Annotated in this window: 12 protein-coding genes; 9 read left to right on the top strand and 3 right to left on the bottom strand. The window is 69.9% G+C overall.

The annotated features are described in order from the left end of the window. Nucleotides 1-29: 29 nt before the first annotated feature. The 9 genes from DFR50_RS28190 (at nt 30) to kce (ending at nt 9438) form a co-directional block, all read left to right on the top strand. Nucleotides 30-1328, top strand: coding sequence for an ABC transporter substrate-binding protein (locus tag DFR50_RS28190; RefSeq protein WP_113893104.1), 1299 nt, complete (start codon nt 30-32; stop codon nt 1326-1328). 27 nt (nt 1329-1355) lie between these two features. Then, on the top strand, nt 1356-2081 hold the full coding sequence (locus DFR50_RS28185; protein WP_113893102.1) for an ABC transporter ATP-binding protein: 726 nt from the start codon (nt 1356-1358) through the stop codon (nt 2079-2081). Between the two features lie 8 nt (nt 2082-2089). Beyond that, on the top strand, nt 2090-2791 hold the full coding sequence (locus DFR50_RS28180) for an ABC transporter ATP-binding protein (RefSeq protein WP_113893100.1): 702 nt from the start codon (nt 2090-2092) through the stop codon (nt 2789-2791). A 4-nt stretch (nt 2792-2795) separates the two neighbouring features. Then, nucleotides 2796-3659, top strand: coding sequence for a branched-chain amino acid ABC transporter permease (locus tag DFR50_RS28175; protein ID WP_113893164.1), 864 nt, complete (start codon nt 2796-2798; stop codon nt 3657-3659). Beyond that, on the top strand, nt 3656-4723 hold the full coding sequence (locus DFR50_RS28170) for a branched-chain amino acid ABC transporter permease (RefSeq protein WP_113893097.1): 1068 nt from the start codon (nt 3656-3658) through the stop codon (nt 4721-4723). Before DFR50_RS28175 ends, DFR50_RS28170 begins: the two co-directional genes overlap by 4 nt. 2 nt (nt 4724-4725) lie before the next feature. Continuing rightward, complete coding sequence (locus DFR50_RS28165) at nt 4726-5676, top strand: VOC family protein (protein WP_113893095.1); 951 nt, start codon at nt 4726-4728, stop codon at nt 5674-5676. A 197-nt stretch (nt 5677-5873) separates the two neighbouring features. Further along, nucleotides 5874-6827 (top strand): VOC family protein, encoded by a 954-nt coding sequence (locus tag DFR50_RS28160; RefSeq protein ID WP_113893093.1) that lies wholly within the window; start codon nt 5874-5876, stop codon nt 6825-6827. Nucleotides 6828-6884: 57 nt separating this feature from the next. Beyond that, on the top strand, nt 6885-8486 hold the full coding sequence (mhpA, locus tag DFR50_RS28155) for a bifunctional 3-(3-hydroxy-phenyl)propionate/3-hydroxycinnamic acid hydroxylase MhpA (protein ID WP_113893091.1): 1602 nt from the start codon (nt 6885-6887) through the stop codon (nt 8484-8486). Nucleotides 8487-8508: 22 nt separating this feature from the next. Further along, nucleotides 8509-9438 carry a 3,5-dioxohexanoate:acetyl-CoA acetone transferase gene (kce, locus tag DFR50_RS28150; protein ID WP_113893089.1) on the top strand — a complete coding sequence of 310 codons (930 nt, stop codon included), beginning with the start codon at nt 8509-8511 and terminating at the stop codon, nt 9436-9438. 96 nt (nt 9439-9534) lie between these two features. Here the strand turns inward: kce and cobD are convergent, their stop codons facing one another. The 3 genes from cobD to tcuA all read right to left on the bottom strand — a co-directional run bounded on the left by cobD (nt 9535) and on the right by tcuA (nt 13107). Further along, a complete protein-coding gene (gene cobD, locus DFR50_RS28145; protein WP_245428190.1) occupies nt 9535-10569 on the bottom strand; it encodes a threonine-phosphate decarboxylase CobD in 1035 nt (344 codons plus the stop codon). A gap of 83 nt (nt 10570-10652) precedes the next feature. Continuing rightward, the gene (gene tcuB, locus DFR50_RS28140; RefSeq protein ID WP_113893086.1) at nt 10653-11792 is read right to left on the bottom strand and encodes a tricarballylate utilization 4Fe-4S protein TcuB; all 1140 of its coding nucleotides are present in this window, start codon (nt 11790-11792) and stop codon (nt 10653-10655) included. Then, a complete protein-coding gene (gene tcuA / locus DFR50_RS28135) occupies nt 11779-13107 on the bottom strand; it encodes an FAD-dependent tricarballylate dehydrogenase TcuA (RefSeq protein WP_113893084.1) in 1329 nt (442 codons plus the stop codon). Before tcuA ends, tcuB begins: the two co-directional genes overlap by 14 nt. Between the last annotated feature and the right edge of the window lie 394 nt (nt 13108-13501).

Here is a 13501-nt window from a genome sequence, read left to right as displayed (position 1 = left end):
AAGCAAACAAAATCATCAGGGAGGACGATATGGCGGACATCGAATTCATGCGCGGCGGCCCGAGGCTCGACCGGCGGCGGGCGCTGCAACTGGCCGGCGCCTCGGCGCTCGCCTCGGTCGCGCCGTTCGGCGTCGCGCGCGCCGCGCCGCGGCCGATCAAGATCGGCCTGGTCACGCCGACGACGGGCCCGCTCGCGCCGCTGGCCGAGGCGGACGAGTTCATCCTCCAGGGCGTCCGCGCCGCGTTCAAGAACGGCCTCGCCAATCCGGCCGGGACCTTCCCGATCGAGATCCTGGTCAAGGACAGCCAGTCGAACCCGAACCGCGCGGCCGAGGTCGCCGGCGAACTGATCCTGCAGGACGGGATCGACCTGATGGTGGTCGGCGCGACGCCGGAAAACTCCAATCCCGTCTGCGACCAGTGCGAGCTCAACGGCGTGCCCTGCATCTCGACCACGACGCCGTGGCAGCCCTGGTTCTTCGGCCGCGGCGGCGACCCGGCCAAGGGCTTCCAGTGGACCTACCACTACTTCTGGGGCATCGAGGACATCCTCGAGGTCTTCACCAGCATCTGGAAGCAGGTCGACACCAACAAGAAGGTCGGCCTGTTCCTCGCCAACGACGGCGACGGCAACGCCTGGGGCGATCCGAAGCTCGGCCTTCCGCCGCTGCTGACCAAGATGGGCTTCACCGTCTTCGATCCGGGCCGCTTCCAGCCGCTGAGCCAGGATTTCAGCGCCCAGATCGCCGCCTACAAGAAGGCCGGCGTCGAGATCCTGTGCGGCGTGCCGATCCCGCCGGACTTCATCAACTTCTGGAAGCAGGCGCGCCAGCAGGGCTTCCGCCCGAAGGTCGTGACCATGGGCAAGGCCTATTCCTTCCCCTCCGTCGTCGATTCGATGGGCGACCTCGCCAACGGCCTGTCGCAGGAACTGTGGTGGACGCCCGCCAATCCGTTCAAGTCGTCGCTGACCGGCATCACCTCGCCGCAGCTCGCCGACGGCTACGAGGCCGCCACCGGACGGCAGTGGAACGGCGCGATCGGCTTCGTCCACTCGATGTTCGAGGTCGCCGCCGACGTCATCAAGCGCGCCAAGGACCCGAGCGACAAGGCCTCGCTGCGCGACGCGATCGTCGCCACCAACCTCGCCACCATCGTCGGCCGCGTCGACTGGAGCAAGGGACCGATGAAGAACGTGTGCAAGACGCCGCTGGTCGCCGGCCAGTGGGTGAAGGGCGACAAGTGGCCGCACGACCTGATCGTCGTGGCGAACACCGAAGCGCCCGAGATCCCGGTCGCCGCCAAGCCGATCGCGATCCCGTACTGAAGTCCGGACCCGCGGGGACGCGCAGCGATGACCGCCCTTCTCTCCTTCGAGCGCGTCTCCAAGAGTTTCGGCGCGCTCAAGGTGACCGACGACCTTTCGTTCGAAGTCGCCAGGGGCGAGGCGCTCGGCGTCCTCGGGCCGAACGGCGCGGGCAAGACGACGGTGTTCAACCTGATCAGCGGCGGCCTCGCGCCCGACTCCGGCGCGATCCGCTTCAACGGCCAGGACATGGCCCGGCTCTCGCCCCACCGTCGCTGCCGGGCGGGGATCGGCCGTTCCTATCAGGTCGCGCTGCCGTTCGAGGGCATGACCGTGTTCGAGAACCTGCTGGTCGGCGCCATGTTCGGCGCCGGCCAGCGGTCGGCGGCCGAGGCGAACGACCGCTGCGTCGATCTCCTCGACCGGACCGGACTGATCGGCAAGGCCAACCGCCTCGCCGGAACGCTGACCCTGCTCGACCGCAAGCGGCTCGAGCTGGCGCGCGCGCTCGCCACCGACCCCGCGCTCCTGCTGCTCGACGAAATCGCCGGCGGCCTCACCGAGCACGAGGCGCACGACCTGATCGCCCTGATCAACGATATCCGCGCGCGCGGCGTGACCATCGTCTGGATCGAGCATGTCGTGCACGCGCTGCTCGCGGTCGCCTCGCGCCTCCTCGTCATCAACTTCGGCGCCAAGCTCGCCGAGGGCGATCCCCGCGCGGTGATGGCGAGCTCCGATGTGAAACGCGTCTACATGGGTATCGAGGTCTAGAGGCGACAATGCTGCGCGTCAGAAATCTCGTCGCCCGCTACGGCGACTTCCAGGCCCTCTTCGGCGTCGACTTCGACGCGGCCAAGGGCCAGATCGTGGCCCTGATCGGCGCCAACGGCGCCGGAAAGTCGACGTTCCTGCGTTCGATCGCAGGGCTGATGCCGTCGAAGGGCGGCGAGATCCGCTTTCAGAACGAGGACATCGGGGCGCTCGCCGCCGACGAGGTCGTCCGCCGCGGCGTCTCGATGGTTCCCGAGGGGCGGCGCCTGTTTCGCAGCCTGACGGTCGAAGAAAACCTTCGCGCCGGGGCGTTCGCGGGCCGCGCCGGGCGATGGCGCCTCGAGACGGTCTTTGCTCTCTTCCCGGTCCTGAGGGAGCGGCGCGCCAATCCCGCGACCGCGCTGTCGGGCGGCCAGCAGCAGATGGTCGCGATCGGCCGGGCGCTGATGTCGAACCCCGATCTCTTGCTGTGCGACGAACTGTCGCTCGGGCTCTCGCCGGCGGTGGTCAAGGACATCTACGCCGTCCTGCCGAAGATCCGCGACGAGGGCGTGTCGATCGTCGTGGTCGAGCAGGACATCGACATGGCGCTCAAGGCCGCCGACGAAATCTATTGCTTCATGCACGGGCGGGTGACGCTGCGCGGCGCGCCGCGCGACCTCGGTCGCGAGGCGATCTCCGCCGCCTATTTCGGACTCGAGGACCGCTGACATGATCGAATGGCTCGACACGATCATTCAGGGGGTCCTGCTCGGCGGCCTCTACGCGCTGTTCGCGATCGGGCTCTCGATCACCTATGGCGTGATGCGCGTGGTCAACATCGGCCACGGCGACTTCCTGGTGCTCGCCGCCTATCTGGCGCTGTGGCCAGTGATGCAGATGCAGCTCAATCCGTTCCTGGCCATCCTGCCGGTGGCGGCGCTGATGTTCTGCCTCGGCTACTCGCTGCAGCGCATTCTGCTCAACCGCACGATCGGACCCAACCCGCTGGCGCCGCTGCTGGCGACGTTCGGCCTGTCGATCATCCTGCGCAACGGGCTGCAGCAGGTGTTCCACTCGGATTCGCGCTCGTTCCAGATCGGCGCCCTGGGAACCGACAGCATCGCGGTGGGCGGCGGGATCGCCATCGGGCTGTTCCCGCTGATCGTGTTCGCGACCGCGATCGCGCTGACCGTGCTGGTGTCGCTGCTCTTCACCCACACCCGCATCGGCATCGCGCTCCGGGCGACGTCGGACGACGCCGAGACCGCGGGGCTGATGGGCATCCGCGCCCGCCACACCTACGGGATCGCGCTCGCGATCTCCTTCGCCCTGATCGCGGTCGGCGGGGTGTTCGCCGGCATCCGCACCACCTTCACCCCCGAGTCCGGGCCGGCCGCCTTGCTTTACGCCTTCGAGGCGGTGGTGATCGGCGGCATGGGGTCGCTCTGGGGCACCTTCGCCGGCGCCGTCATCCTCGGCGTCGCCCAGACGCTCGGGGCCAAGATCGCGATCGGCATCGGCATCCTCGCGGGCCATCTCGTCTTCCTCGCGGTGCTGTTCTTCAAGCCGACCGGCCTGTTTGCGAGGACGCTATGACCGAACGCGGCGTTTCCTACACGGTCTCGCGCAACACCCGGACCAGCGTCGCGGCGGTCTGGCTCGGCGTCGCCTCGGCGCTGGCGGTGCTGTCCGTGCCGCTCTGGGGAAGTCCGGCGCTGATGCGCTGGGGGGTCGAGGTGATGTGCTACCTCGTGCTCGCCCAGATGTGGAACCTGATGGCGGGCTACGGCGGCCTGATGTCGGTCGGCATGCAGGCCTTCGTCGGCGTCGGGGCCTATTCCCTCTTCATCTTCGCCCAGCACCTCGGCGTCCATCCGTTCCTCGCCATTCCGCTCGGCGGCGTCATGGCGGCGCTGGCCGCGCTCCTGACCTCGGTTCTCGTCTTCCGCATGCGCGGCGGCTATTTCGCCATCGGCACCTGGGTTCTGGCGGAAGTGTTCCGCATCGCCTTCTCCAACGTGTCGCTCCTGGGCGGCGGCTCCGGGCAGAGCCTGACCGTGATGGCGCATATCGACCGCACGACGCGCGAGATCGGCGTCTATCTGATCGCCGCGACGGTCCTGATCGCTGCGTCGGTCGCGATCAACCTGCTCCTGCGCTCGCGCTTCGGGCTCGGCCTGACGGCGATCCGCGACAGCGAGGACGCGGCCGAAAGTCAGGGCGTCGACGTCAAGGCGCTGAAGCTTCAGGTCTACACGCTGGCTTCGTTCGGCGCGGGCCTGGTCGGCGCAGTCTATTTCACCAGCATCCTCAGAATCTCGCCCAACGCCGCCTTCGATCCGAACTGGGTCGTCGCGGCCGTGTTCATCGTCGTCATCGGCGGGATCGGCACGCTCGAGGGGCCGGTGCTCGGCACGGCGATCTTCTTCGGCCTGCGCTGGCTCTTGGCCGACTACGGGACCTGGTACTGGCTGGTCATGGGGGCGGTCGCGGTCGGCGTGGTCGTCTTCGCCCCCGCCGGCCTCTGGGGATACGTGCGGGCGCGCTGGGACCTGCAGCTCCTGCCGCTGCAACGCCGCCTCATCCTGTCGGCGCGGCAGCCGCAGCGCGGCGCGCGGACGCTCGAATTGGCTGGAAAGACAGAAGTCGGGAGGACATGAGCATGCCGAAGATCGATTTTCACGACGCCGAGGCCGGCGTCCATTCCATCTTCCAGTTCGGGCTCGCGGAGCCCGACCTCGACGAGGCGCAGCGCTTTCTCGCAGCGTTCGGCGTCGAGCCGACTCGCGCCGGCGACCGCATCGAGATCCGCGCCGGCGGCGGCGATCACGTCTGGGCGACGATTCTGAAGTCGGAGACCGCGCGCAAGAAGCTGCAATATCTGTCGCTCGGCTGCTACGAGCAGGATTACGGGCGGATCCGCGATCAGGTCGAGGCGGCCGGCGGCGTCTTTTCCAACGGCCATCCGGCCGGTCCGACCGGCGGGTTCTGGTTCCGCGACCCGTTCGGCCTGCTGGTTCAGGTGCTGGTCGCGGCGAAGACGATGCCGGACGCGAAGGCGCGCATGGACGATCTCAACGTCGGCGCCAACGTGCGCGGCGCGCCGGCGCGCTCGGCGGCGCGCAAGGTCGGGGCGACGCGGCTGTCGCATGTGGCGCTGTTCACGCCGGACCTCGACCGCGCCCTCGCGTTTTACACCCAGGCGCTCGGGTTGCGGCTCGCCGACCGCTCGGGCGACATCATCGCCTTCACCTACGGCCGCCACGGCTCCGATCATCACATGCTGGCCTTCGCCGCCGGCCCCGCCCCCGGCCTGCACCACACGTCCTGGGACATGCCGAGCGTCGAATGCCTCGGCCTCGCCAACACGCAATTGCGCGCGGCCGGCTACGCCATACACTGGGGCCCCGGCCGGCACGTGCTCGGCTCCAACTATTTCAATTATACCGCCGACACATGGGGCCAGCTGTGGGAGAACAGCTGCCACATCGACTACATCGAGAAGGACGCCCCCTGGGAGGTCGCCAATTTCGCCGACGAGGACGCCTTCTACCTCTGGGGTCCGGACGCGCCGGCGGAGATGATGCAGTTCACCGAGGAGACGGCGGCCTGACGGCGCCGCAACGGACGCGCGCGAACCGACGCCCCGGCGGCCGTCGCCGAGGCGATCGCGCTCGCGAAGGGCCCGGCGCGGTTTCGATCGAGATCCGCGCGGCCCTATAGTCGGCGACAGCGCGTTCGGCGCGGCGAGCGGCTCGCGCGCTCGAAGCGCGGCGAAAAGGACGAAGCGGAAGACGCAGGAGGAGACGCATGACCGCCATTCAGGGATACGTGAAGCCGACCCGCAGGCCGGGCGCGCTCGGGGTGCATTCGCTCGACCATTTTCATTTCGTCGTCCCGGACCTCGCCGTCGCCAGAACCTTCTACGACGCGTTCGGACTCGACGTCGGCGAGCGCGGCGGGGCCCTTTCGCTCGCGACCAGGGGCAGTCCCCACGTCTGGGGAACTATCGGCGAGGGTCCGCGCAAGAAGCACCGGTCGATGACGTTCGGGGCCTTCGAGGACGATCTCGACCGCTTCGCCGAGCGCCTTCAGGCGCAGGGCGTCAAGCGCGTCGATCCGCCCGCCGGCGTCGATTCGAACGGCCTGTGGTTCCACGACCACGACGGCAACCTGGTCGAGATCGCCGCCGCGCCGAAGACCTCGCCCAGCGAGAAGAGCGCGTTCGTGCAGTTCTCGGCCGGCCCGCTGACGCGCGGCGCTCCCAATCGCGGCGCCGTCGCGCGGACCCATCCGCGCCGGCTCGCCCATGTCCTCCTGTTCACCACCGACGTAGCTCGGGGGATCGACTTCTATTCGCGCGTGCTCGGGCTCAGGCTTTCCGATCGCTCCGGCGACGGCATCGCGTTCCTGCACGGCATCCACGGCAGCGACCACCACATGATCGCGCTCGCGAGATCGAGCGCCCCCGGCTTCCATCACCTGAGCTGGGACGTCGGCAGCGTTGACGAGATCGGCATCGGCGCGACGCACATGCTCGGCAAGGGCTACGCCAAGGGCTGGGGGCTGGGGCGCCACGTGCTCGGCTCCAACTTCTTCCATTACGTCGGGGACCCGTGGGGCTCGTTCGCGGAATATTCCGCCGACATCGATTTCGTGCCTCACGACGCCGACTGGCCCGCAGCCGACCACCCGCCGGAAGACTCCTTCTACGTTTGGGGACCGAACCCGCCGGCGGATTTCGTCCACAACTACGAGGCCTGAAGACCGGCCCGGAACAGCGAGCGCCGGCGTCGTCGCCGGCGGGAGAGGGAAGAGGATATGCAAGTGACCGCGGACGTCGCGATCGTCGGCTACGGCCCGACCGGGCAGACGCTGGCGCTGTTGCTGGGCGGGATGGGCCATCGTGTCGTCGCCATCGACCGCTGGCCCGATCTCTATCCGCTGCCGCGCGCGGTTCATTTCGATCACGAAATCGCAAGGATCCTGCAGGCCGCCGGCGCGATCGACGATGTGCTCCCGGTCCTGGACGAGATCGACACCTACCAGTGGCGCAACGCCGATCACGAGATGCTGCTGGAGCTCGACTGGCGCGGCCTCGGGCCGAGCGGCTGGCCGGTCTCCAACATCTTCTCGCAGCCGGAGCTGGAAGCGGCGCTCGACGCGCGCGTCAAGGCGACGCCGAGCGTCGACGTCCGCCAGGGCTGGAGCGCGAAGCGGCTTGCCCAGGACGCCGACGGCGTCCGCGTCGAGGTCGAGCGCGGCGAGATGCGCGACGGGCAATGGGTCGCGACCGGCGAGACGGGCCGTCTCCAGGCTCGCTACGTGATCGGCTGCGACGGCGCCAATTCGTTCGTGCGCCGCGCCATCGGCGTCGAAACGCACGATCTCGGCTTTGCGTTCGACTGGCTGGTGGTCGACGTCAAGCCGCGCGAGCGGCGCGAATGGACGCCGAAGACGTGGCAGCTCTGCGATCCGCGCCGGCCGACCACGATCGTGCCGGGGGGACCGGGGCGCCGGCGCTGGGAGTTCATGCTGCTGCCGGGCGAGACGGCGGCCGACATGAACCGGCGCGAGGTCGCCTGGCGCCTGCTCGAACCCTGGGGCATGACGCCCGGGACGGCGGAACTGGAGCGCCACGCGGTCTACACGTTCCGGGGCCAGTGGGCCGAGACGTGGCGGATGGGCCGCGCGCTGCTCGCCGGCGACGCCGCCCATCTGATGCCGCCGTTCGCGGGCCAGGGCCTGTGCAGCGGCGTCCGGGACAGTCTGGCGCTCGCCTGGCGGCTCGACGCCATCTTGCGCGGCCTCGCCGGCGATTGGCTGCTCGACAGCTACGGGCCCGAGCGCAGCGGCCATGTGCAGGCCATGATCGGCTTCTCGATCGAACTGGGCAAGGTGATCTGCGTCACCGATCTCGACCTGGCGCGCGCCCGCGACGCCGAGATGATCGCCGCCCGGACGGCGCCCGGCTACCAGCCCCCGCCGCCGCCGCAACCGCGCCTCGGTCCGGGACTATGGAGCGAGGGCGCGCCGGGGGCGGGCCTGCTCGGCGTTCAGGCGCGGGTGGAAGTCGATGGACGAAGCGGCCTGTTCGACGACGTTTTCGGCGTGCGGTTCGCCCTGTTCGCCCGCGACTGCGAAACGCTGGCGTCCTTGAGCGCGGCCAGCCGCGATGCCCTCGCGCGCTGGAACGTGGCCGTGGTCGACCTCTCCTTGGGGATCGACGTCACGGGGGCCTATCGCGCATGGCTCGATCGGTTAGGCTGCGTCGCGGCGTTCGTGCGGCCGGACTTCTATCTCCAGGGGGGCGCCCGCGACGGGAACGAACTCGAGCGCCTGATCGGCGACTGGCGCAGGCGCGTCGAGGGGCTCGGGGAGTCCCGCGCGCCTGCGGAATTGGCCGGCGCCGCCGAAGCCTGAACGAGGGAAGGATACCGATTTCATGAGCAAGCCCAAGGTCATCATCACCTGCGCCGTCACCGGTTCAATTCACACCCCCTCGATGTCGCCGCATCTGCCGATCACCGCCGAGGAGATCGCGGAGGCGGCGATCGGCGCGGCGGAAGCCGGCGCCGCCATCGTCCATCTGCACGCCCGCGATCCCGCCGACGGCAGGCCGGACCAGTCGGCCGAGCGGTTCAAGCCGTTCCTCGACATCATCAAGCAGCGCTCGAACTGCGTGGTGAACATCACCACCGGCGGCGCCTCGACCATGACGATCGACGAGCGGCTGCTGCCCGTGGCGAAGTTCAAGCCCGAAGTCGCCTCGCTCAACATGGGCTCGATGAACTTCGCCCTCTTTCCCATGTTGCAGCGCTTCAAGGACTTCAAGCACGACTGGGAGCGGCCCTATCTCGAAGGCTCGCGCGACCGCATCTTCAAGAACACCTTCGCCGACATCGAGAAGATTTTGACCACCTGCGCCGACAACGGCACCCGCTTCGAGATCGAGTGCTACGACATCGGCCATCTCTACACCCTCGCCCATTTCGTCGACCGGGGCCTGGTGAAAGCGCCGTTCTTCGTACAGAGCGTGTTCGGCATCCTCGGCGGGATCGGCGGCCATCCCGAGGACGTGATGCACATGCGCCGAACCGCCGACCGCCTGTTCGGCAAGGACTATCGCTGGTCGGTCCTGGGCGCCGGACGCAACCAGATGACGATCGCAGCGCAAGCGATCGCGCTCGGCGGCAACGTGCGCGTCGGGCTCGAGGACTCGCTCTGGCTCGGACCGGGTCAACTCGCCCGCACCAACGCCGAGCAGGTCGCCAAGGCGCGGCGGCTGGTGGAGGAACTCGGCCACGAGGCCGCGACCCCGGACGAGGCGAGGGCGATTCTTCAGCTCAAGGGCGGCGACCGCGTCGGCTTCTGAATCGGCGCCGCCGGATGGCCGGAGCCTCGCGGCTCCCGCCATCCACGAAGGCGGTCGGCGAAGACCAGCGCGCGGAATCAATCCGCTTCGACAGCGTCAGCTCTTGTCGAGGGCGCATTGCGACAGCGTTTCGGACAGCCGGGCGCGTAAGGATGGCGGCGGGACGCCGAAGCGGAGCCATTCGGGATGCCCGGCGAACGGCCGCGTCAGGACGCCGCCTTCGCACAGCCGGGAAAATCGCTCGCGGGCCCGCGGATGGCGGACCAGCCGGAACAGCGCATTGCCGCCGATCGCCTGGAAGCCTGCGCGCGCGAGCGCGCCGTCGAACCACGCGCCGTCGTCGCGAAGGCGCCGGCGCGTGGCCTCCAACCATTGCCGATCGAGGAGGGCGCGGCGTCCGATCTCGATCGCCGGCCCGGACACCGCCCAGGGGCCGAGCGCCCGGCGCATGAGGAGCGCCCGATCCGGGGGCGCGAGCGCGAAGCCCAGCCGGAGGCCGGCCAGTCCATAGGCCTTGCCGAACGACCTGAGCACGACGATCGATCGGCGCAGGTCGGGAGCCAGCGACTCGTCCTCGAAGTCCATGAAGGCCTCGTCCACGATCAGGAGCCCGTCGCGGCGGTCGAGGCGGTCGGCGAGGTCTTGCAGCGCCGCGCGCCGATAAAGCCGGCCGTCGGGGTTGTTCGGGTTGACGACGACGACGACTTCGCGGTCGCCGACGTCGGAAATGTCCGGGACGACGTCGACGACCGCGCCGCCGGCGAGCCAGCTGCGCTCGTGCTCGGCGTAGGTCGAACCGACGACCGCGACCCGGCGGGCGGGGAAGAGCCGCGGCAGCCACTGGATCAGCGCCTGCGTCCCGGGGCCTGCGGCGACGCAATCCGCCCCCGCGCCGTAGCGGCTCGCCGCCGCCGAGAGAAGCGCCTCGACGAGCCCGGGCTCGGGCAGCCGCTCCCAGGCCCGGGGGCTCACGTCGGCGGGATAGGCGACCGGATTGATTCCGGTCGAGAGATCGATCCACGGCCCCGGCGCATCGGGAAAGAGCGCCGCGGCCGATCTGAGGTCGCCGCCGTGCCGGAACAGGCGCGCCATCAGCGCTTCGCGCGGGGGATCTTCGCCTTCCGTCGCCATCGGGTTTTCCTGTGATTGCCTCGCTCGACGCCGCCCTTAGCGCGGATGCGCAGGCCCGTCACGGGGCGCGGCGGCGGGCTCGGTCACTCGGACAGGACCCGGGCGGCGCGCGCGCCCTCCTTGCCCTCCGAGGCTTTTTGCTCTGCGGCCGCGCGCAGGAGCGCTGCGGCCCGGAACGGCGCGTGCAGGCTCTTCATGGCCGGCAGACCCACGAAAAGACCGACCACGGTCCCGATGTGGACAACGAGCAGCGGCCCCATGACGGCGGTGTCGCGCAAGGCGAAAAGCGCGAACCCGCTCAACGCCACGACTTCGAGGGCGACGAGGAAGGCGACGTTGAGCACCGACTCGCCGCGTTCGGACGGCGCCCGGTCGGCGCGGGCCTCGAGCGCGAGAAGCCCGGCCGCCCCGACGACGACGCCGACGCCGCCGACCGCGCCGAGGCCGACGGGCAGGCTCGCGAGCGGATAGGGCGGCGGCCACGAGAAGACGTCCTGGCAGGCCGCGGCCGCGAGCGTCGCGGCGACATCCAGCGCCACCCCGCCGGCCATGAGGTGGTGGAAGAGCCGGCGGCGCTTCGAGAAGCGGATGTCTTCGTCGTTGCAGCCCGGTCCGCCGCCGCCGAGGTGTCGCAAGGTGACGATGTCGCGCAGCGCCGGTCCAGCGGCGAGCCACAAGGCGCGACCGGGAACTTTGGGGGCGATCGCCCGCCAGAAGCGCCAGGTCGAGGCGGCCATGCTGACGATCGCCCAGGCGATCGACACCCCCGCCAGCCCGGCCATCACGCTCCACGGGACGGCGGCATAGAACGATCCCGGACCGGCGCGGACCCTCCAAAGCGCCGCCGGCGAACCCGACGCGGCGACGATTGCGATCATCGCCGCGAGGGCGGCCGCGACTATGAGGACCGCGCCCAGGGCCGGCCGCCGAAAAGCCCGGCCGAGCAGCCTCGGCCAAACGGTTTCCGCATACGACTCCCGGCGGAGGGCGGCGAGGGCGGTTGGCAGATTGACCGCGAACGGGTGCGGCGGGGCGTATTGGCAGGCGTACCAGCAGCCGCGACAGTTGTGGCAGAGATTGGCGAGATAGTTCAGGTCGTTCGCCGGATAGGCATGTCGACCCGCGAGCGCCGGAAACACCGGGCAGAGCCCGTCGCAGTACATGCAGGCGCTACAGATTCTGAGGACCCGCTCGGCCTCGCTCGCGGCGCTATCCGGCGGCATGGCGCGCGGCGGCCTCCCCGGCGCGTCTTCCCGAAACCGCCGCAAGGGCGAGCCCGAGACCGGCGAGATAGCCGGACCGAAGGATGTTGGCGGCCATGATCATGCCGGCCGCGAACAGCGTCGCGACGGTCCCTCCGTCGCGCCTCCGGACGCGCATCCGCTCGTCGACCGCGACGCCGTAATGAACGAAGGTCAGGCCCGGCCGCATCGGGAACGCGAAAAACGGCGGACCGGAGAGCGGATGGCGGCGACCGGAGCGCTCTGCGTTGAACGCCTCGAGCGCGCGAGCGAGCGCGTCGGCGTCGAGGCCGAGGGTCCCGGCCAGGGCGGCGATCGTGTCGGCGCTGATCGCCGGCAGCGCGGTCGGGGCGGCGCGCTCGAGCGCGCCTGCGTCCAGAATCAGGAACGCGACGCCGCCGGGACAACGGGCGATCCTCGGCCCCCACCGGGCGTAGTGCGTGCGGCCGACGTCGTGGCTCTCGATGTCGACGCGCGCTGCGTCGCGGTCGACCACGAGCCCGTAGGGAATGGCGGTGATGCGCGTGACGATCCCGCCGTCGAACCGGGGTCCGCGGGCGTCGACCGCCACTATGTGGCAGGTCGTCGGGTCGCCCACGGTTCGAGCGCCGGCCTCGATCAGCATCTGCATGGCGTGGCCGTTCGAATACGCGCAGCCTCGAATGCTGTAGCCGTCCGCCGCCGGGCCGAAATGCGCGCGCAGCCATTCCGGATCGGCGCCCGGCCCGCCGGCCGCGACCACCACACAGCGCGCCGCGATCCGCTGTCGCTCGGCGCCGGCGACCTCCACGCTCCACCCGCCATCCGGCCGGTCGGCCAGACCCACGGCCTCGGCGCCGTAGCCGACGACGACGCCGATGCCGGCGGCGGTCTGGTAGAGCGCGTTCAGCATCGCCTTGCCCCCGCCGAGCAGAAAGGCGGTGCGACGGGAAAAGGGAACGACCCCGACCCGCGGGTCCTGCAGTCGCACGCCGCAGTCCATGAGCCACGACGCGAGCCCCGTCGTGTCCGCGATCAGTTCTTGCGCGAGGCCTTCGTCGAATTGCGGCGCCGACGCCTTCCGGAGCTCGGACAGGAATTCGTCCGCGGTATAGACGCCCGGCGAATGCCAGGCCGGCGCCCCGTGGGCGGCGCGAAAATTGCGCGCGTGACGCGCGTTGCCGCCGCGCGACTCGGACGGCGCGCTTTCGATCAGGCGCACCGAAGCTCCGAGCTTGCGCGCCGAGATCGCCGCGCAAAGGCCGGCCAATCCGCCGCCGATCACCAGGACGTCCCAAGGGTCCGCCGTCGCCGGCACAAGGCCTCCCAAGATGGATGAATCGCGTGGCCGATCGGTCGCGCCGCAATCGCCGATCGAGCGCCCCCGTCATAGACGATCGCGCCGCCGGATGCATCCCGCCTGACCGGCGGCCGTGGGAATCGCCATGTCCGGCCTGGATTCCGCCGGCCGGACTGAGGCATTTTGCGGCGCCCCGGCTGGAAACATGGACGCCCTGTTGACAGCCCGCGAGCGATCCGTTCAGGTGCGTGTCAAGCCGGCTTGACACATGCGCGCGAGCAATTTGCGCTCGAGACCATGTGCGGGAATCGCGACTGGAGGTCTGGTCATGAGGATCGTTCTGATCCATCCGAACTACCATTCCGGCGGCGCCGAGATCGCCGGCAAGTGGTCGCCCGCCTGGGTCGCCTAT

Origin of the sequence: Roseiarcus fermentans (assembly GCF_003315135.1) — a bacterium.
Taxonomy (GTDB): domain Bacteria; phylum Pseudomonadota; class Alphaproteobacteria; order Rhizobiales; family Beijerinckiaceae; genus Roseiarcus; species Roseiarcus fermentans.
Note: the sequence above shows the minus strand (reverse complement) of the source record. Positions and strands in the feature narration are given on the sequence as shown.